Genomic DNA, 18826 nt, shown 5'->3' on the forward strand with positions numbered 1-18826 from the left:
CCTGAACGAATCACGCAAAATTCGGTGGATTCGGTAGCCGGTAAATCTGGCGAAATCAGCGAAGCACCTTGACTTTCACGCCAACTTTCAGTATTCTTAAGAAGAATAAAATAGATTGCCCATGAGAAAGAACAGTAGAAGAATGCCCGTTTACAGAGAAGTCGCGTTGCTGGGAGCGACTAATGGTGTAACTTCGAAGACACTTTTGAGGCTAATGACGCTCGTCGTCATTCGTTTGCAACGTTATCCTGCAGAGAATTTAAAAAGGTGGTACCGTGCATACCTGCGCCCTTGTCAATTGACAGGGGCGTTTTTTATTTTCTGGAGGTGCAGAAAGGGAGAATGCTCATGCGTTATCAACGACCAAAGGGAACGGCGGACATCTTACCAGGCGTTTCAGAAACGTGGCAGTTCGTCGAGGCCACTGCACGCCAATTGTTTGCTAATTACCGCTTCAATGAAATTCGGACACCGATGTTCGAAAACTTTGAAGTCTTTTCACGAACTTCCGGGGATACCTCGGACATCGTGACCAAAGAAATGTACGATTTTAAGGATAAGGGGGATCGGCACTTATCCTTACGGCCAGAAGGTACGGCCGGTGTTGTTCGGGCCTTTGTTGAAAACAAACTCTATGGTCCCGAAACGCAAAAGCCTTACAAGGTCTACTACATGGGCCCCATGTTCCGCTACGAACGGCCCCAATCAGGGCGGCAACGGCAGTTCCACCAAATCGGTGTGGAAGCCTTTGGCAGTGATGCGCCTGAATTGGACGTCGAAGTCATTGCGCTGGGGATGTCCCTGCTAAGTAAATTAGGCTTGACTCACTTGCGCTTAGCGTTGAACACGTTAGGTGACAAGGAAAGCCGCGATGCCTACCGTCAAGCCCTGATTGACTTCCTGGAACCGCACTTTGATGAGTTGAGTGATGACTCAAAGGTACGTTTGCACAAGAATCCATTGCGGGTCTTGGACAGTAAGGACAAGCACGACCAAGAAATCGTGGCCGATGCACCGTCTATTTTGGACTTTCTGACGCCAGAAGCAACGGCGCACTTTGACCAGGTTAAGGCCAGTCTGGATGCGTTGGACATTGCCTACGACGTCGACGCCACCATGGTTCGGGGGTTGGACTACTACAACCATACCATCTTTGAAATCATGGCCGATTCACCCGCATTGGGCGAAGGTTACACGACCGTCTTGGCCGGTGGCCGCTACAACGGCTTGGTCGCAGAGCTGGGCGGTCCCGACATGTCTGGTGTTGGGTTTGGCCTAGGGGTTGAACGTCTGGTCTTACTGATGCAAGCTGAAAAGGTTGCCATTCCAAATGACAATCCGTTGGACGTTTACGTCGTGGGTATCGGTGATGAGACTTCCGTCGAAACCTTGAAGCTGGTTCAGGCCATTCGGGCCGACGGGTTGACTGCCGACCGGGATTACCTGAGTCGCAAACCCAAGGCACAGTTCAAGACGGCAAACCGCTTGGATGCCGCCTACACCTTAACCATTGGGGCCCAAGAGTTGGCTGATCAAACGGCCAACCTGAAGTCGATGGCCAGTGGTGAAGAAATCAGCGTGCCATTAGCTGACATTTATGCAGATTTTCAAAACGTCGTGGCAACCAAGTTCACGGCAAAATAAGAGGGGCAAGACATGGAGAAGAATTTGAAACGAACCACGTATGCCGGTTTAGTTGACGAACAATACCTCGACCAAACCGTTGTGTTAAAGGGCTGGGTGCAAAAACGCCGGGACCTCGGGAGCTTGATTTTCGTTGACCTACGGGATCGCGAAGGCATCGTTCAGTTGGTCTTTAGTGAAGAGGTCGACAAGGCTGCCTTGGCTGTCGCTGACCAACTGCGGAGCGAATACGTCATCGAAGTGCAAGGGACCGTTGTTGCCCGGGCACCTAAGGAAATCAACCCGGACATGCGTACCGGTAAAGTTGAAGTCCGGGTTACCGGCATCAACCTGTTGAACAAGGCCAAGGAATTACCGTTTGAAATCAAGGATGGCGTCAATGCCTCCGACGACCTGCGGTTACAATACCGTTACCTGGATCTACGCCGGCCAGAAATGCAAAAGAGCCTGTTATTGCGGAACCGAATCGTGCAATCCGTCCACAGCTACTTCGACAAGAATGGCTTTATCGATATCGAAACGCCAGATCTGACCAAGTCCACGCCTGAAGGTGCCCGGGATTACCTGGTACCTTCACGAATCTACCCTGGCCACTTCTACGCCTTGCCACAATCACCTCAATTGTTTAAGCAATTGTTGATGGGTTCTGGCTTCGACCGGTACTACCAAATTGCCCGTTGCTTCCGTGACGAAGACTTGCGGGGCGACCGGCAACCTGAATTTACCCAGATCGATTTGGAAACCTCTTTCCTGACGGCTGAGGAAATTCAAGACCTGACTGAAGGGTTGATTGCCAAGGTCATGAAGGACACGTTAAACGTTGACGTGAAGCTGCCATTTGATCGGATGGACTGGGATGACTCGATGGCCCGTTTTGGGACCGACCAACCAGATGTCCGATTCGGCATGGAATTGAAGGACTTGTCCGCTATCATGGCTGACACCGACTTCAAGGTCTTCTCTGGCGCCGTTGCAAACGGTGGTCAAGTTAAGGCAATCGCCGTTCCTGGTGGTGCTGACAAGTACAGTCGCAAGGATATCGACAAGTACGGTCAATACATCGAACGCTTTGGTGCTAAGGGCTTGGCTTGGATGAAGGTTACCGACGAGGGCTTCAGCGGCCCAATCGCGAAGTTCTTCAAGGAAGACGATGCCGTTAAGGAAATCATGGCAGCAACTGGCGCTAAGAGTGGTGACCTGTTACTGTTTGCCGCTGATTCCAAGCGCGTTGTTGCCCAGACCTTGGGTTACCTGCGGGTGGCCATTGCCAAGGAACTCGACATGATCGACCAAAACAAGTGGGCGTTCCTCTGGATCATCAACTGGCCACTGTTCGACTACGACGTCGACCTGGAACGCTGGGTACCTGCCCATCACCCATTCACGATGCCTGCCGAAGGGGATGCGCATTACTTGAACGATGGCGAAGACCCACACAAGGCCTACGCACAGAGTTACGACATCATCTTAAACGGTTTGGAATTAGGTGGGGGCTCCATCCGGATCCACACCCGTGAACTTCAAATGAAGATGCTGAAGGCTTTAGGCTTTACGCCTGAACGGGCCGAAAAGCAATTTGGTTTCTTACTAAAGGCCCTGGATTACGGGTTCCCGCCTCATGGTGGTCTGGCCATTGGTTTGGACCGGTTTGCCCGCTTGTTAGCTAAGCGCGACAACATCCGCGACGTGATTGCCTTCCCTAAGAACTCGAAGGCCACGGAACCAATGACGGAAGCCCCATCCACAGTTGCTGATAAGCAATTGTTGGACCTGGACTTACTGATTGCTAAGAAAGACGAAACTGAAAAATAAATACGTTGAACTGGAAACGGGATTCTTGCTTGCCTTGGGGCAGGCGGGGGTCCCGTTTTTGTGTCGTCGTGAGTGAACCAAATTTAGGCTCAGCCGTTGGATTTTCCAGGGGGTCTTCTTGGAAAATGGCGACTTTGAAACGCGGGTTGGGCGGTTCAAAGCGAGGCCCAAGACCGTTCTTTGGCTTGGGCCGTCCTACCCACAGCGTTCCAGCCTAAATTTGGTGAACGGTAAGCCGGCAGATTTAGACAATGTTGCCACTTTTCCAAGGTAGCCTGAATCAGCAGAATTCAGACGAAAAGGGTTGACCCAAGGGCGAAAAAGGCGTGTAATTGGTAACATTAGAAAATGGAGTGATTACAATGAGTGAAATTGAAACAGCAACGTTTGCTGGTGGGTGTTTTTGGTGTATGGTCCGGCCGTTTGACACGTTCCCAGGGATTCAAAAGGTGTTGTCCGGGTATACCGGCGGAACCGTTGCCAATCCCACATATGAGCAGGTTAAGCAACAAAACACAGGGCATACGGAGGCCGTAAAAGTTTGGTTCGACCCCAGTGTCGTCAGCTATCGGCAGTTAGTTGATTTGTACTGGCAACAAACTGATCCGACCGATGCCGCTGGCCAATTTCAAGATCGGGGCAGCAATTATCGACCGATTATCTTTGTGAATAACGCTGAGCAGGCCCAGATTGCCCGCGACTCACGAGCGGCTTTACAAGCTCGTGAACAGTTCGACAAGCCTATTGTGACGCAGATTCATGTAGTTCAACCTTTTTACCCGGCTGAGGAACGCCATCAACAATTTTATCAGAAGAATCCAAAACGCTTTGCCCAAGAAGAGGCTGGCGGTCGTGAAGCTTTTATCAAGCAAAATTGGTCGGAAGATTAGAAGTCGCTAAAAGCTGGCTTTTGCCGTGGCCGTAGCGCCAATTAAATGCTATACTAAGCCGAGCATAGTGTGAAGCATGACAAAAGAAATAAGCGAGGTCGAGAGTTAAATCATGGATGATGTGCAGCAGTTGTTAAAACGGCATACCTATACGGCGAAGTTCTCCGTAGCGTTTTTCTACGGGGTCCTGGTGTCGATTGCGGTGAACTTTTTCTGGACGCCGGGTCATATTTATTCTTCCGGTGTTACCGGGTTAGCGCAGTTAGTCAACAGTTTGACGGCTGGGTTGGGGACGTTTCATGTTTCGACGGCCCTGGGGCTGTTTCTGATCAACATTCCCATGTTTTTCCTAGCTTGGAAGCAGATTGGTAAATCCTTCACGGTCTTTACGTTTATTTGTGTCTTGTTTGCGTCGGTGATGATTCGGGTAATCCAACCGGTCCATTTGACCAGTGACCCGATTATCTGCGCAATCTTTGGTGGGGCGGTCAATGGATTTGGGACTGGTTTCGCCCTGAAAAATGGGATCTCAACTGGTGGGCTGGATATTATTGGCATCGTGTTGCGGCGGAAAACGGGTCGCAGCATGGGAACGATTAACATTGCCTTCAACAGCTTGATTGTGATCAGTGCCGGGTTCGTTTACGGTTGGCCATACGCGCTGTATTCTGCGTTGGGTCTATTCGTGAACGCCAAGGTGATTGACATGACATTTACCCGTCAACAGCGGATGCAGGTCATGGTGATTACCGACCGGCCCAAGACGGTTATCGACAGTATTCAAAATCATATGCGCCGGGGCATTACCATTGTCCACGGTGCCGAAGGGGCGTACCGTCACGACGAGAAGACCATCCTGTTCACGGTCATTACCCGTTATGAAATGGATGCGCTGGAAACGGCCATGGAAGAGTCGGATCCGAAGGCCTTTGTCAGCATCTCGGATACGGTCAAGGTGCTCGGGCACTTCTATGAACCGAAATGGTAAGGTAACGCGGGAGTTTGGGCGATGGCCTGAGCTTCTTTTCTTTTGGGAGTGAGAGTGGAATAAAAGGCGGAGTCAGTTGCCTTTGGTCGCACGTTTCAGCAATATCGATTTGGCGATACAACGGGCGTCTGGAGGTTTGTTTCAGACGCTAGTTAAGGAAGCCCTACTTATTTTCCAACCGAATGTTAAAGCTTTTTAAAAAATTCTAGGTTCCGGCAACAGATGTGGTATAATTCTCGGTGTTATGGACAGCGAAATCTAGTGATATTGGTGATTAACGTGAAAGAGATTTATTTATGGTTAGTACGACTAATGTCGCTACTGTGGTCAGGCCGACGCCAGCGAGACGTCGTTTACCTGATGAGCTTCGGTGACAATGTGCCGTTTATCATGGCGTTAGCAGCCGCCATGCCAGCCGACCGCCAGTTGTTGGTCTTTTATCGACCAAGCTGTCAGTCGGCAGCAGACGAGCTGGTAAAGGCAGGAATTGCGGTACGACCGTTTACGGACGGCTTCGGTTTTGTTTTTACCGGCATCAGCCAGATGATGCGGGCACGGGTGTTGTTTTGCGACAATTACTACGCCTTTCTGGGTGGTCTGCGGCATCCCAAACGTATGCGCATCGTGCAGGTGTGGCATGCGGCGGGGGCCATTAAGCGCTTTGGTTGGGACGACCCAACGACGGCGCACCGTTCAGCGAGTGATCAGCGACGGTTTCAGGCCGTTTATGATCATTTTGATGAGTACGTGGTCGGGGCACCGGCCATGGGGCAAGTCTTTGTAACCAGCTACCGCGCATCCTTAGACCAGATGCAGGTGTTGGGGTATCCCCGTTCGGACCGTTTACAAGATCGTCACTGGGTCGCACACACCCAGCAGCGGGTTTGGCAACAAGTGCCAGCCTTAAAGGGGCACCGCGTGATCTTGTATGCACCAACTTACCGTGATGGCGTCACATTTACGCCACCAGCTGGTTTGGCCCAAGCGCTACGATCTGACCCGGACGCCCGGGTCGTGATCAAAATGCATCCCGCGTTGGCGACGAAGGCCGAAGACCTGCAGCGGCAACTCGGGGCGCAGGGAGTGGTTGCGGACACGTTAGCGACCACGGATCTACTAACGGTTGCCGAAACTTTGGTGACTGATTATTCATCCGTGGCGTTTGACTACAGTCTGTTGGCCAACGCCCATAGTTTGTTGTTTTATCTGTTTGATTTACCAGCCTACCAGCAGGATCCGGGTGTGCAACCAGACTTGCTGGACTGGTTACCGGGTCAGGCCTTAACGACCAACGCCCAACTGGCGACGGCCATCCAAGCGGATACCGCCACCAACGTGACACAATTCAATCAACATTGGAATAGTGCGAACGACGGCCACGCAACTGAACGCGTGGTTGCCCGTTACGTCGCACTATTATCCGATTAAAGTTAAAGGAGTGCAGCGCCTTGAAAGAGGTCATGACCTTATTTAAAGAACAGTTCTCAAGCATTGGGATTATCTTCCGGATTTCCCGTTATGAGGACCAAGCAAGTTACCAAAGCCACTACTTGGGTTTAGCGTGGGAGTACTTATACCCCTTGATTCAAATTGGGATTTACTGGTTAGTCTTCGGTGTTGGGTTAAAACACGGTCAACCGTTGAATGGTGTGGGTTATCTGCCATGGATGGTGATTGGGATTACGCCATGGTTCTTCATGAACCGGGCAACGTTGGATGCGTCCAAGAGTATTTATCAACGGGTCAACATGGTCGCGAAGATGAAGTTTCCCGTTTCAGCCTTACCAACAATTAAAGTTGTCAGTAATCTGAGTTCCTTCTGGACCATGATGGTTTTCTCCATTTTCATTGGTTTGTTAAATGGCGTTTATCCCAGTGTTTCTTGGTTCCAGTGGATTTATTACTTCTTTGCCATGATCTGCTTGTTGGTGGCCCTTGGGGTCTTAAACTCTTGCATTAGTTTACTGGTGCGAGACTACCACATCCTGTTACAGTCCGTGATGCGGATGCTGTTCTACGTGTCTGGCGTGCTGTTTAACTTTGTGACTACGTCATTCCCAGCACCATTTGTCCACTTATTGGAATTAAATCCTTACTATTACATTGTTAATGGTTTCCGGGAATCCTTTATTGGGACTGGCTGGTTCTGGCAGCACCCCATGTTAACGCTAGAATTTTGGTTATTCGTCATCTTCGTTCTCTTGATTGGGTCTCATCTGCACTACAAGTTCCGATCACGGTTCGTCGACTTAATTTAATTTGAAAGGAGCAACCTCACATGACTAAAGGTTCACAGCGAATCATCCAGTCATTGAAGCTCGTTGCTCGCTATGGGCTCATCGTCTTGAACGGTGGGCTTATTTGTTTACCTATCAAGCGGCGACAAGTGGTGTTCGAGAGCTTCAATGGCAAAGATATCAATGACAACCCAGCGGCGATTTACCGAGAACTGATCAAAGAAGCCCCAGCATACGCGGCCACGGCTTACTTTAGTGTGAAGCCCAGCGAATACGCGGACCTCCATGCTAAGTATCCGGATATTCAACTCGTCAAGCGCTTCACGCCGCGGTGGGTCGCGTTAATGGCCCGGGCGGAGTTCTGGGTCTTAAATTCACGCCTGCCCAACTGGTGGCACGCTAACCGGCGGACGACGACGATTCAGACCTGGCACGGAACGCCTTTGAAAAAATTGGGAGCCGACATCGCCCACGTGGCGATTCCGGGAACCAGCACGGCCGAGTACCATCGTGAATTTATCACGGCGGCCCACCGTTGGGATTATTTGATTGCGCCGAATCAGTATTCGCAAACCATTTTTCAATCGGCCTTTGGATTTCGAAATCAGTTCTTGTCCATTGGTTATCCCCGTAACGATGTGCTGTACACCACGTCGACGGCGGAGACACAGACGTTAAAGCGGCAGTTGCTCGGAGGCGTCACTGGCCCCGTCGTGACTTACGCGCCAACTTGGCGGGATGACATGGCGGTGCGGCCGGGCGTTTATCGCTTTGACTTGCCGTTCGACCTCGCAGAATTCTTTCAGCACGTGCCGGCGGGAACCCATTTAATTATTCGACCGCACTACCTGGTCAAGGATGCCATTGATATTCACGGCTTTGAGGACCGGGTGACGGTGCTGGCTGAGACTGACATTGCTCAGCTGTATTTGATTTCCGACCTGTTGATCACGGACTATTCCTCGGTCATGTTTGATTACGCCAATCTCAAGCGGCCGGAATTGTTCTTTGCCTATGACTTGGAACATTATCGTGATCAGTTACGGGGCTTTTATTTTGACTACGAACAGGAGATTCCGGGACCCTTGGTGACGACGGCTACGGCATTTTATCACCAGTTGGATGGTTGGCAAGCGGCCGGCCATTTCGTGGGGTACGAGGACCGGCAGGCGGCGTTTTATCACAAATTTTGTGAATGGGAAGACGGTACCGCTAGTCGGCGGGTTGCGCAGGTTATCGTTAACGGAAAGGATGCAGACTAATGGCAGAATTTTTAATCGGCTCGCACGTGAGTATGAAGGGCAAGGACATGTTGCTGGGGTCGGCACAGGAGGCCGCTAGTTTTGGCGAGAACGTCTTCATGGTCTACACCGGGGCACCCCAGAACACCCGGCGTAAGCCAATTGATGAATTGAACATCGCGGCGGGCAAGGCTTACATGGCCGAGCATCAACAGCGCGCCGTGGTGGTTCACGCACCGTACGTCGTCAATTTGGGAAATACGACCAAGCCCCAGAACTATGCATTCGCCGTAGAATTCTTGACGGACGAGGTTCATCGGGCTGCGGCCTTAGGGGCTACCCAGATTGTCTTGCATCCGGGCGCGCACGTGGGTGCTGGCCCAGACGCCGCGATTGCCCAGATTGCGCAAGGCTTGGATGAAATCCTAACGGCGGCCACTGAACCCGTTCAGATTGCGTTGGAGACAATGGCAGGTAAGGGAACGGAAGTCGGTCGTAACTTTGAGGAACTGGCGGCCATTATGGCGGCGACGGCCCACAATGAGCGCCTGTCGGTCTGCTTTGATACCTGTCACACCAGTGATGCGGGTTATGATATAGCTAGCGATTTTGATGGTGTCCTTCACGAATTTGACCAGGTAATCGGCTTGGATAAGTTGAAAGTGATTCACTTGAACGACTCGAAGAATCCCCAGGGTAGTCACAAAGACCGGCACACCAATATTGGGTGCGGTACGCTAGGTTTCGACGTCTTGAATGGTATTGCCCATCACCCGCAATTAGCGGCGGTTCCCAAGATTATGGAAACGCCACTGATTGGGTCCGACCGCAAGCATGGCGTCAACCCGCACGGCTACGAGGTGGCCATGCTGAAGGCACAACGGTTCAATCCGGATTTAGAAGCGGATGTCTTGGCGGAAAAACCGGTCGATGAATTTTTAACGCGTTAACAGCAAAATGCACTGAAACATGCCACCTGCGGCTGCCAGAGATTCCGATAGCCTGCTCACGGTGTTCACGTAAAAAACACAAAAGATGATTTTCTCGTTGACCATAGCCGGTCATTTGAGAAAAATCATCTTTTTTTAATTAAAATATTCAGAGTATGGCAGAATGCTAGAAAAGTGCCACCTTGTCTAAACCTGCTACGCGTTTCGACAAGGTGAAATCGGAGAATCAAATCCACGGCTGAATCTAAATTTGGCTCACTCACGCTGATATGGATTGTGGCCAATTATCATGGACAAACGTTGCCGGTCCAGCGATGGTCACCTCAATATCAGGTTGAAGAGCAATCCTAACCGGAGGAGGCCAGAGATGGAGGCAGCTGTGGCGACGCTGTTAGCTGAGAATCAGCTTACTTGGAGACTGACGAACTTTGTCAGGCTTCAAACCGAGCCGGAGGACCGCCCCTCAGGCCGCAGGCGCTCCCCATAGCAGTCGGAATCTCTGGCAGCCGCAGGTGGCAATTTCCAACTAATCTCTATGAATGAAGCCCTTGTTAGCTGGAACTTTCTAGGTAATTTTGGACTTAAATTAATCGGCCAATGGATGCGGAATCAAATCATAATCCACACTTTCCATAATTAAGGTGGCCGTTTCTTCAATTGACTTGTCGGAGACGTCGATCACCAGGCAACCGATTTTCTTGTACAGTTTTTGAGCGTAGTCCAATTCTTCCGTGATCTTATCCGTGTTGGAATAGGCGCTGTCGGCGGGTAAGCCGTAAGAAATCATGCGTTCTTGCCGAATCTTGCGGAGAATTTCCGGGCGGTTGGTCAAGCCGAAAATGCGTTTGGGGTCAACTTGCCAAAGCTCCTCTGGCAATTGGGTCTTGGGTGACAGTGGTAGGTTGGCAACCCGGAGATTCCGATTGGCCAAGAAGAGTGACAGGGGTGTCTTAGAGGTCCGTGAGACCCCCAGAATGACGATGTCCGCCTTCAAGAGGCCAGCGGGGTCCTTACCGTCATCATAAGTCACGGCGAACTCCATGGCCGCAATACGGTCGAAATAGGTGTCATTGAGGTTGTGGACCAGACCAGGGACGCCTTCAGGCTCCAAACCAGTGGCTTGATGCATCACGGCCATCGCTGGTTGGATACAATCGAACTGGTGTAATAAATTTTTTGCGGCAAATTCACGGACGCGTTGACTTAATTTGGGGCTCACTAATGTGTGAAAAATCATCGCTCGTTGCTTCTTAGCGAGGTTTAAAATCCCGTCTAAAATGGAATCGGTTTGGATAAATGGGAAGCGTTGATAGCTGGCCTGAACCGCAGGATACTGGGAAACAGCCGTTTGCGCAACGGTGAGGGCGGTTTCACCGGATGAGTCTGAGATAACGAAAATTGTAATCTGTTGCATGGGCGAGCAACTCCTCTGACGTTTTCTTCTAGTGTACCCCGGGAGATAAAACGGTTCAAATTTATTTGCTTGTGTTATTGACGCGGTTTGGGTGTTTATGTATAATAGTTAAGAACCGTTACGCCGGTGGAGAGATTCCAACCGACGTTATTACTTGTGCTCGGAGGGAGGGAATTTTATATGGCAAAGACAGTCGTTCGCAAAAACGAGTCTTTTGACGACGCTCTTCGGCGCTTCAAACGTACGGTTTCCCGTAGCGGTACTTTACAAGAATACCGTAAACGTGAATTTTACGAAAAAACAAGTGTGAAGAAAAAGTTAAAATCAGAAGCTGCGCGTAAGCGTAAGGCCAAGAAGAAGCGTTTCTAATAGCTCTTTTTGCAAGTTAACTAAAAAACCTCAGGACTTAACTGTTCTGGGGTTTTTTAGTGTCTAAATTTTTGAATAGTTATTCAGTTGGCGAATGAAAACACAGTGAAATTGGTTGTGAGTGGAACCAGCTGTCTTTTGTCCCGCGTTTCAGCCATGTCTATTGGAAGATGGCAAACGAGCCTGGAGGTTATTGTCCTAGGCTCGTCAGACCAGAGAGGATGGGCTTAATCCGCATTAGTGAGAACCACCTTGCCAATCATCCGGTTGGATTCAACTAACTCATGAGCGGCACGCAGGTTAGCTGCGTTGATGGGCGTTAATGTCTTGGTCAACGTGGTTCGAAGGTCGCCGGCGTCAACCAGATCCGCCACCCGATTTAAAATAATGTGTTGGCTAATCATGTCTGGCGTGCCGAAGAAGGACTTGGTGTACATCCACTCCCAAGCGAAGGTCGCACGTTTTTGCTTGAGTGCGCGTAAGTCAATCGGCGAGTCACTGCCCGTAATGGAAACGATGTGACCACTGGGGGCAATCAACGAAACAATTTCTGACCAATGCTGGTTTAAGTTGCTGAGTTCTAAAATGTAGTCGACCGTGGGGTAGCCCAACGCGTGAACCTGGGGCACAAGGTCCTCACGGTGATTGACCACGGCATCTGCACCATGTTCGCGCGTCCACGCGATGGTCTCTGGTCGTGAAGCCGTGGCAATCACGGTCAGGCCAGCCAGGTGGGCCAGCTGGGTCGCCATGGAGCCGACACCACCGGCACCATTGATAATGAGAATTGTTTTGCCAGCGTTTTCCTTCGGCTGATCAGGCGCTAAAGGCATCTGTTCAAACAGCGCTTCCCACGCCGTCAGTGAGGTCAAAGGCATGGCAGCCATTTCCGCAGCGCTCAAAGATTTAGGCGCGTTGCCGACGATGCGTTCATCGACCAGGTGGTACTCACTGTCCGTTCCTGGACGTTTAAAAGAGCCGGCATACCAAACGCGGTCACCCGGTTGAAAGAGACTGACAGCGTCGCCCACGGCCTCTACCGTGCCATACGCATCAAAGCCGAGGACTTTGGGCTGCGGTAACGTCGTATGGGTGCCACGCCGGACAGCCGTATCGACTGGATTGACTGAAGTTGCGATAATTTTCACCAGGAGGTCGTGGCCAGCCGGTGTTGGTTGAGGTTCAAAAAATTCAAGAAAACTATTTTCATCTGTAATCGGTAAATTTTGCGTGAAACCAATTGCCCGCATATCTGTCATGGTAATCGTCCTTTCCGTTCTTAACGCCAGAATAACCGATAGTGGCGAGAAAAACAATCCTGCAGTTTGCGGCAGTAAGTGTCTAATCTGTTAGTTAGGGCGGTCGCGGTGTATGATGGGATTATTCACCTTTGAGAGAGGAAGAGATGGCATGGAACGACGGGTGTATGACTGTGTTTTGGGGTGTCCGGTTGAGAGTACGTTGCAGATTATTGCCGGCAAATGGAAGAGTGTCATTTTGTACCGGTTGTTTCAGGAAAAAGTCGGTCGGTACAGCGATTTTGAACGCTGGTTACCGACAATTTCGGCCCGCATGCTAGCCCGCCAATTGGGGGAACTGGTGGCGGACGGGGTCCTGGAGAAGCAAATCTACGCGCAGGTCCCGCCCAAGACCGAGTATCGGTTGACCGCGTTTGGTGAGACCCTGTGGCCGGTAATTTCGGCGATGGAACAGTGGGGCCGCCAATACAATCAAAAACGCGCAGCCGAATAACTTTCCCTGACGGTCGCCCAATTTAGGTGTAAACTTAAACGTAATGACAACTTTTAGGAGGAAATACTAATGAGCTTAGAAACCCAACTCAACACTGATTTGAAAACGGCCATGAAGGCCCACGACAAGCTTTCCTTGAACGTTATTCGGATGATGAAAGCGGCTTTGACCAACGAAAAGGTTAAGCAGGGCCACGATTTAACAAGCGATGAAGAGTTAACGATCGTATCCCGGGAACTGAAACAGCGTAAGGAATCCATGGAAGAATTTGCCAAGGGAAACCGCGATGATTTGGTCGAAGGTGTCAAAGCGGAAATTGCCATCGTTGAAAAGTATGCGCCTAAGCAATTAAGCGAAGATGAAGTGACGACGATCGTTGCCGACAGCATTGCCAAGGTCTCCGCAAGTGGTATGGGTGACTTCGGTAAGGTCATGGGCGTTGTGATGCCGCAAGTTAAGGGCAAAGCCGATGGCGCCATGGTCAACAAGGTTGTCAAGACACAGTTAAACAAATAAGGTTTAGAAATCGCTACGGTTTATGTCGTGGCGATTTTTTGCCACCTGAGGGAGGGCCCGCTATGGCATTAACCTATCAGCAAATCAGCGGCAGACCCACGACTGAACAAAACGCACTGTTACGACTGGCGGATCCAAACCAATCGCTGATTGACGCATATTTGCCGCAAAGTACGGTGTACGTGGCCAGTGACGTGGCGGGCTTGGCAGGCGTACTCGTGTTAAAACCACAGGAAGCCAAAATGCTGGAGGTCATGAACCTCGCGGTGGCGCCGACTAAACAGCACCAAGGTTACGGCACGGCAATGGTCACGTTTGCCAATCAGTGGGCCGACGACCACGGCTACCAAACACTGCGCATCGCCACGGGCACCACCAGCCTAACCCAGCTGTACCTGTACCAAAAATGTGGTTTCCGTGTGGTACGAGTCGAGCCAGACTACTTTACCCAAAACTATCCGCAGAAGATCACTGAAAATGGACTGATTTTACGTGATCGACTAGTGCTGGAACGGCCAGTACAGCCAAAATCAGCAGAATAAACGACCACTAGGCGACTTTTCACGCTGAATCCTTTTACAATCCCCGGTGGTATGCTAAAATTTGGGTATCAGAAGTCTGCGTTGCGTTTGGGGAACCACGTTAGCAAGAATACACAAGCAAAGTGACTGTCACCAGCAGATGAATGTATCTGTGGCGTATGAACCGAACCTGATGATGCCAGGATTGGCGAGCGACGTTGGGGTGGCCGGAACCGGAGGTAGACAGGTGGGTCAAACGCCTGTGGCGGTGTTGTTAGCTGGTGGGCTAGCCAGCTTACAACACGGGCCAGCTTTGTAGACTTGGGTTTTTCAAGGCTTCAAAGTGCTTCTGGAGACCGTACTTTGGCTCCAGAAGGTTGCCCCATAGGCTTGACCCACCTGTCTGCCGCAGGTGCAGGCCCAAGCGCAACGCGAAAGACTTAAAATCTAAAGACGAAGGAGCCACCGTATTGACTGAGAACGCAACGATTGAAAAAGAATACATCTTGGAACGCCCCGAGGACGAAGTGGGCTTATTGGGGACCCAAGATCAGTTTGTCACGATCTTAGAAGAGGGACAAAACGTTGTTATCAAGCCCTTTGGCAATTCAATCAAGGTCTCTGGTGCGGCTGAGGCCGTGAACCAAACGCTGGCTATTTTACGTAACATGAGCGATCTGTTGGCCAAGGGCATCAAGCTCAACAGCGCTGACGTTATTAGTGCCATGAAGATGGCGAATAAAGGGACTTTAACTTATTTCAAGGATTTCTATACTGAAAAATTAATTACCGATGCCAAGGGCCGGGCCGTTCGGGTCAAGAACTTTGGCCAACGGCAGTATATCGATGCCATCAAGCACAACGATATTACCTTTGGTATTGGCCCAGCCGGGACTGGGAAAACCTACCTGGCAGTGGTCATGGCCGTTGCGGCTTTGAAGCACGGCGACGTCGAAAAACTAATTATTACCCGGCCGGCCGTTGAAGCGGGTGAAAGTCTTGGGTTCTTACCGGGTGACTTGAAGGAAAAAGTTGATCCCTACCTGCGTCCAATCTATGACGCGCTGTACGCCATTTTAGGCGCAGAACACACGACGCGCTTGATGGACAGAGGTGTGATTGAAATCGCGCCGCTGGCCTACATGCGGGGGCGGACGTTGGAATCAGCCTTTGTCATTTTGGATGAAGCCCAGAACACCACGAACATGCAGATGAAGATGTTCCTGACGCGGTTGGGCTTTGGGTCCAAGATGATTGTCAACGGGGATATTTCCCAAATTGATCTGCCGAACAACGCAAAGTCTGGCTTAGTTCAGGCCCAACACATTCTGCAAAACGTGCCGCACATTAATTTTGTCACCTTTAACTCGGATGATGTCGTGCGTCACCCCGTGGTTGCTCGGATTATTAACGCCTATGAAGCCAACGATACTAAACCAAATGGAGCTAAAAAATAATGGATTTAGAGATTTACGATAAGACCGCAGATGGCGTGCCCACGAAGCACGTCGACATGATCAAGGACGTGCTGGAGTACGCTGGCAAGTACCTCAAGCTGGCTGAAAACACCGAGATGTCCGTGACGCTGATGAACAACGAAGACATTCACCAAATCAATAAACAGTACCGCGGCGTGGACCGCGCGACCGACGTGATTAGTTTTGCGATTGAGGATGGCGAAGACGCAGACGATGATTTCCCCCTGGTTATGGATGATGAAATGGCCGCGGAAATTCCGGAAAACATCGGCGACATTTTTGTGTCCATGGATAAGGTGGAAGAACAAGCAGAATACCTGGGCCACTCCTACGAACGGGAACTTGGATTTCTCGTGGTCCACGGATTCTTGCATTTGAACGGCTATGATCACATGGAGCCCGAAGACGAGAAGGTCATGTTTAAGCTCCAAGCCGACATTTTAGATGCCTATGGCCTCAAGCGGTAAGCCAACCCGGCAAACGGGAAAGAATCGCGCCTTTAGCCAGTCGTTGGGCCACGCGTGGGATGGTCTGCGAGCGCTTTTTAAATACGAGCGGAACTTTCGTAAGCATTTAACGGTGGGGAGCCTGGCTGTGATTGCCGGACTGATTCTTCGGTTATCGTTAAATGAATGGTTGTGGCTGGTGCTGGCAATCTTCTTGGTGTTGATTGCGGAGACGCTGAATACCATTGTGGAAGCCGTGGTCGACCTAGTTGTGGGTGAAACTTACCATGATTTGGCCAAGCGTGCCAAGGATGTAGCGGCGGGTGGCGTCTTAATGGCCGCCATTTTCGCCGTGATTGTCGGGGCGTTAGTGATGTTGCCAGCGCTATTGCGTTGGTTCTAGGAGGAAAATATGGATAATCCAGATTACAAATCAGGTTTCGTCGCCATTGTTGGGCGGCCTAACGTGGGTAAATCAACATTTTTAAACCGGGTGATTGGCCAAAAGATTGCCATCATGTCGAATACGGCCCAAACGACCCGGAACAAGATTCAAGGTATCTACACGACCGACGAAGCACAGATTGTCTTCATCGATACGCCAGGGGTGCATAAGCCCAAGAGTAAGCTGGGCGATTACATGGTCCAGTCGGCGATGTCCGCGTTAAACGAAGTCGATGCCGTGTTGTTCATGGTGAACGCTGCCGAAAAGCGGGGTGCCGGGGATAACTTTATCATCGACCGCTTGAAGAACGTGAAGGCGCCGGTCTATCTACTGATCAACAAGATTGACCAAGTGAAGCCAGACGACCTGTTGCCAGTGATGGAGCAGTACCAAACGGCGCTTCCTTGGAAAGCCGTTTACCCAATTTCAGCCTTGGAAGGCAATAACGTCGACGAACTCTTAACGGGGTTGACCGATCAAATGCCAAACGGTCCGCAATACTACCCAGCCGATCAAGTGACGGATCACCCAGAGCGGTTTGTCGTTAGCGAACTGATCCGGGAAAAGATCTTCATGTTGACGCGTGAAGAAGTGCCGCATTCAGTGGCCGTCGAGATTGAAAGCATGAAGCAAAAGGACGAGGACCACGTGCACATTCAAGCGACCATCGTGGTGGAACGCCCAACGCAAAAGGGCATCATGATCGGTAAGGGCGGCAGCATGCTCAAGAAGATTGGGACCATGGCGCGCCAAGACATCGAACACTTGTTGGGCAGTAAGGTCTACCTGGAACTTTGGGTCAAGGTCCAACCAAACTGGCGCGACAAGGCAACCTTGTTGAAGAGTTACGGGTACCGTAAGGACGATTTATAAACTAGAAAGTGGGGATGGCTGTGGCACGTAACGTGACTGATTTTCACGGCATCCTCCTTTTTCGACGGGACTATGCCGAACGGGATTTTTTGATTAAATTTTTGACGGAAGAGTTTGGCAAGAAGATGTTTCTGGTCCGTGGAGCCAAGAAGCGCGGATTTAAAATGGTTGCCGATATCTTACCGTTTACGGTTGGCAGTTACGTGGGCGACATCGCCGACGACGGACTGTCGTACATTCGGACGGCGCGTGAGACTAGCCAGTTCCAAAATATTAGTGAGGACATTTTTAAAAATGCCTACGCGACCTACATCATGAGCTTGGTGGACCAAGCGTTTCCCGACAGTCAGCCGTTGCCGGACTGGTACCACCGGGTTCAGCGGGCGTTGACCTTGATTGATGACGGGGTCAATGCGTCGATTGTGACCAATATCATGGAGATTCAGCTGATGGGGGCATTCGGTGTGGCGCCGCAACTGCAGGGCTGTGCCATCTGTGGGCGTAACGATTTGCCGTTTGACTATTCGGAAAGCTATGGGGGACTGTTGTGTCAACAGCACTGGCAAATGGACCCACGGCGCTTGCACCTGGCCCAGCGCACGATTTATTATTTGCGTCAGTTCTCAGTGATTGATTTGGACCGCGTTCATTCAATTAGTGTGAAACCACAGACGGAGCACGCGTTGCGCCAACTGATGGATGAAATTTATGATAGTCAGATTGGTGTGCATCCCAAGAGCAAACGGTTCTTGGATCAAATGCAGTCCTGGTCGGCACGGATGATGACGCCGCCCGAGCCGCCTTCAGATAAAGAAAATTAAAAATGCAGCCTGGATTCCCTTGCGGAGTTCGGGCTGCATTTTTATGTGCGCTACGTTGTCTTGATATCGCCCCACCAATCAGGAAGGAGGTCGTTAAGCGTGACTACCCGCCGAGTGGCGTAGTCTGCCATAATCTGGGTGTCACGGTTCTGAGGGGAAAACTGTAACAGCGTTTCACGGCAAACACCACAGGGCATCCCACTGATACCGGCTGGTGGCGTATCGCGAAAGGCAATCAAACGTTGAACTTCAGTTTCGCCACTGGTGGTGTACATGTTGAGCAAGGCTACCCGCTCGGCACAGAGGTTGAGGGTGCCGGACAGGCCTTCGATGCAGAAGCCCGTGAAAATTTGGTTCTAAAATATCTGTTGTTGGTAATCAAATGAATTTGATTACTGGCAACGGATATTTTTGTATAATCAAAGAATG

At 50.8% G+C, this 18826-nt stretch carries 20 protein-coding genes; 17 read left to right on the plus strand and 3 right to left on the minus strand.

The window, feature by feature from the left end:
• Positions 1-348: 348 nt before the first annotated feature.
• From hisS to EKM99_RS00755, 8 genes are all read left to right on the plus strand, one after another.
• Complete coding sequence (gene hisS / locus EKM99_RS00720) at positions 349-1644, plus strand: histidine--tRNA ligase (protein WP_125579910.1); 1296 nt, start codon at positions 349-351, stop codon at positions 1642-1644.
• 24 nt (positions 1645-1668) lie between these two features.
• Positions 1669-3456, plus strand: coding sequence for an aspartate--tRNA ligase (aspS, locus tag EKM99_RS00725; RefSeq protein ID WP_125579956.1), 1788 nt, complete (start codon positions 1669-1671; stop codon positions 3454-3456).
• 362 nt (positions 3457-3818) lie between these two features.
• Positions 3819-4346, plus strand: a complete 528-nt coding sequence (gene msrA, locus EKM99_RS00730) for a peptide-methionine (S)-S-oxide reductase MsrA (protein ID WP_125579912.1) — start codon at positions 3819-3821, stop codon at positions 4344-4346.
• 112 nt (positions 4347-4458) lie between these two features.
• Complete coding sequence (locus EKM99_RS00735) at positions 4459-5334, plus strand: YitT family protein (RefSeq protein WP_125579914.1); 876 nt, start codon at positions 4459-4461, stop codon at positions 5332-5334.
• A 312-nt stretch (positions 5335-5646) separates the two neighbouring features.
• Positions 5647-6762 (plus strand): CDP-glycerol glycerophosphotransferase family protein, encoded by a 1116-nt coding sequence (locus EKM99_RS00740; protein WP_125579916.1) that lies wholly within the window; start codon positions 5647-5649, stop codon positions 6760-6762.
• A 20-nt stretch (positions 6763-6782) separates the two neighbouring features.
• Complete coding sequence (locus tag EKM99_RS00745; protein ID WP_125579918.1) at positions 6783-7592, plus strand: ABC transporter permease; 810 nt, start codon at positions 6783-6785, stop codon at positions 7590-7592.
• 20 nt (positions 7593-7612) lie between these two features.
• Entirely contained in the window at positions 7613-8833 is a 1221-nt protein-coding gene (locus EKM99_RS00750) for a CDP-glycerol glycerophosphotransferase family protein (RefSeq protein WP_125579920.1), read from the plus strand.
• Positions 8833-9762 carry a deoxyribonuclease IV gene (locus tag EKM99_RS00755; protein ID WP_125579922.1) on the plus strand — a complete coding sequence of 310 codons (930 nt, stop codon included), beginning with the start codon at positions 8833-8835 and terminating at the stop codon, positions 9760-9762. The genes EKM99_RS00750 and EKM99_RS00755 overlap by 1 nt, the downstream gene beginning before the upstream one ends.
• 586 nt (positions 9763-10348) lie before the next feature.
• Here EKM99_RS00755 and EKM99_RS00760 read toward each other — a convergent pair.
• The gene (locus tag EKM99_RS00760; protein WP_125579924.1) at positions 10349-11176 is read right to left on the minus strand and encodes a pyruvate, water dikinase regulatory protein; all 828 of its coding nucleotides are present in this window, start codon (positions 11174-11176) and stop codon (positions 10349-10351) included.
• A 180-nt stretch (positions 11177-11356) separates the two neighbouring features.
• On the opposite strand from EKM99_RS00760, the gene rpsU reads away from it, so the two are divergent.
• Positions 11357-11545 carry a 30S ribosomal protein S21 gene (gene rpsU, locus EKM99_RS00765; protein WP_125579926.1) on the plus strand — a complete coding sequence of 63 codons (189 nt, stop codon included), beginning with the start codon at positions 11357-11359 and terminating at the stop codon, positions 11543-11545.
• A gap of 227 nt (positions 11546-11772) precedes the next feature.
• On the opposite strand, the gene EKM99_RS00770 is transcribed toward rpsU, so the two are convergent.
• On the minus strand, positions 11773-12804 hold the full coding sequence (locus tag EKM99_RS00770; protein WP_125579928.1) for a zinc-binding alcohol dehydrogenase family protein: 1032 nt from the start codon (positions 12802-12804) through the stop codon (positions 11773-11775).
• A 151-nt stretch (positions 12805-12955) separates the two neighbouring features.
• On the opposite strand from EKM99_RS00770, the gene EKM99_RS00775 reads away from it, so the two are divergent.
• The 8 genes from EKM99_RS00775 (at position 12956) to recO (ending at position 18397) form a co-directional block, all read left to right on the plus strand.
• The gene (locus EKM99_RS00775; RefSeq protein ID WP_125579930.1) at positions 12956-13297 is read left to right on the plus strand and encodes a winged helix-turn-helix transcriptional regulator; all 342 of its coding nucleotides are present in this window, start codon (positions 12956-12958) and stop codon (positions 13295-13297) included.
• A 69-nt stretch (positions 13298-13366) separates the two neighbouring features.
• A complete protein-coding gene (locus tag EKM99_RS00780) occupies positions 13367-13813 on the plus strand; it encodes a GatB/YqeY domain-containing protein (RefSeq protein ID WP_125579932.1) in 447 nt (148 codons plus the stop codon).
• A 62-nt stretch (positions 13814-13875) separates the two neighbouring features.
• The gene (locus EKM99_RS00785; protein ID WP_125579934.1) at positions 13876-14355 is read left to right on the plus strand and encodes a GNAT family N-acetyltransferase; all 480 of its coding nucleotides are present in this window, start codon (positions 13876-13878) and stop codon (positions 14353-14355) included.
• A gap of 449 nt (positions 14356-14804) precedes the next feature.
• Complete coding sequence (locus EKM99_RS00790; RefSeq protein WP_125579936.1) at positions 14805-15791, plus strand: PhoH family protein; 987 nt, start codon at positions 14805-14807, stop codon at positions 15789-15791.
• Positions 15791-16279 (plus strand): rRNA maturation RNase YbeY, encoded by a 489-nt coding sequence (gene ybeY, locus EKM99_RS00795; RefSeq protein ID WP_125579938.1) that lies wholly within the window; start codon positions 15791-15793, stop codon positions 16277-16279. Before EKM99_RS00790 ends, ybeY begins: the two co-directional genes overlap by 1 nt.
• The gene (locus EKM99_RS00800) at positions 16257-16661 is read left to right on the plus strand and encodes a diacylglycerol kinase family protein (RefSeq protein ID WP_125579940.1); all 405 of its coding nucleotides are present in this window, start codon (positions 16257-16259) and stop codon (positions 16659-16661) included. Before ybeY ends, EKM99_RS00800 begins: the two co-directional genes overlap by 23 nt.
• A gap of 9 nt (positions 16662-16670) precedes the next feature.
• The gene (gene era / locus EKM99_RS00805; RefSeq protein ID WP_125579942.1) at positions 16671-17576 is read left to right on the plus strand and encodes a GTPase Era; all 906 of its coding nucleotides are present in this window, start codon (positions 16671-16673) and stop codon (positions 17574-17576) included.
• A 14-nt stretch (positions 17577-17590) separates the two neighbouring features.
• Positions 17591-18397: a DNA repair protein RecO gene (recO, locus tag EKM99_RS00810; RefSeq protein WP_164511467.1), complete on the plus strand. Its 807-nt coding sequence runs from the start codon at positions 17591-17593 to the stop codon at positions 18395-18397.
• 50 nt (positions 18398-18447) lie between these two features.
• Here the strand turns inward: recO and EKM99_RS00815 are convergent, their stop codons facing one another.
• Positions 18448-18672: a hypothetical protein gene (locus EKM99_RS00815; protein ID WP_164511468.1), complete on the minus strand. Its 225-nt coding sequence runs from the start codon at positions 18670-18672 to the stop codon at positions 18448-18450.
• Between the last annotated feature and the right edge of the window lie 154 nt (positions 18673-18826).

The organism is Levilactobacillus cerevisiae (assembly GCF_003946245.1).
Lineage (GTDB): Bacteria > Bacillota > Bacilli > Lactobacillales > Lactobacillaceae > Levilactobacillus > Levilactobacillus cerevisiae.

Bases quoted from the DNA above. Each gene is read 5' to 3' on its own strand.
- hisS (WP_125579910.1), top strand. From the start codon at position 349: ATGCGTTATCAACGACCAAAGGGAACGGCGGACATCTTACCAGGCGTT.
- msrA (WP_125579912.1), top strand. From the start codon at position 3,819: ATGAGTGAAATTGAAACAGCAACGTTTGCTGGTGGGTGTTTTTGGTGT.
- EKM99_RS00735 (WP_125579914.1), top strand. From the start codon at position 4,459: ATGGATGATGTGCAGCAGTTGTTAAAACGGCATACCTATACGGCGAAG.
- EKM99_RS00740 (WP_125579916.1), top strand. From the start codon at position 5,647: ATGTCGCTACTGTGGTCAGGCCGACGCCAGCGAGACGTCGTTTACCTG.
- EKM99_RS00750 (WP_125579920.1), top strand. From the start codon at position 7,613: ATGACTAAAGGTTCACAGCGAATCATCCAGTCATTGAAGCTCGTTGCT.
- EKM99_RS00755 (WP_125579922.1), top strand. From the start codon at position 8,833: ATGGCAGAATTTTTAATCGGCTCGCACGTGAGTATGAAGGGCAAGGAC.
- EKM99_RS00760 (WP_125579924.1), bottom strand. From the start codon at position 11,176: ATGCAACAGATTACAATTTTCGTTATCTCAGACTCATCCGGTGAAACC.
- rpsU (WP_125579926.1), top strand. From the start codon at position 11,357: ATGGCAAAGACAGTCGTTCGCAAAAACGAGTCTTTTGACGACGCTCTT.
- EKM99_RS00770 (WP_125579928.1), bottom strand. From the start codon at position 12,804: ATGACAGATATGCGGGCAATTGGTTTCACGCAAAATTTACCGATTACA.
- EKM99_RS00775 (WP_125579930.1), top strand. From the start codon at position 12,956: ATGGAACGACGGGTGTATGACTGTGTTTTGGGGTGTCCGGTTGAGAGT.
- EKM99_RS00780 (WP_125579932.1), top strand. From the start codon at position 13,367: ATGAGCTTAGAAACCCAACTCAACACTGATTTGAAAACGGCCATGAAG.
- EKM99_RS00785 (WP_125579934.1), top strand. From the start codon at position 13,876: ATGGCATTAACCTATCAGCAAATCAGCGGCAGACCCACGACTGAACAA.
- ybeY (WP_125579938.1), top strand. From the start codon at position 15,791: ATGGATTTAGAGATTTACGATAAGACCGCAGATGGCGTGCCCACGAAG.
- EKM99_RS00800 (WP_125579940.1), top strand. From the start codon at position 16,257: ATGCCTATGGCCTCAAGCGGTAAGCCAACCCGGCAAACGGGAAAGAAT.
- era (WP_125579942.1), top strand. From the start codon at position 16,671: ATGGATAATCCAGATTACAAATCAGGTTTCGTCGCCATTGTTGGGCGG.
- recO (WP_164511467.1), top strand. From the start codon at position 17,591: ATGGCTGTGGCACGTAACGTGACTGATTTTCACGGCATCCTCCTTTTT.
- EKM99_RS00815 (WP_164511468.1), bottom strand. From the start codon at position 18,672: ATGTACACCACCAGTGGCGAAACTGAAGTTCAACGTTTGATTGCCTTT.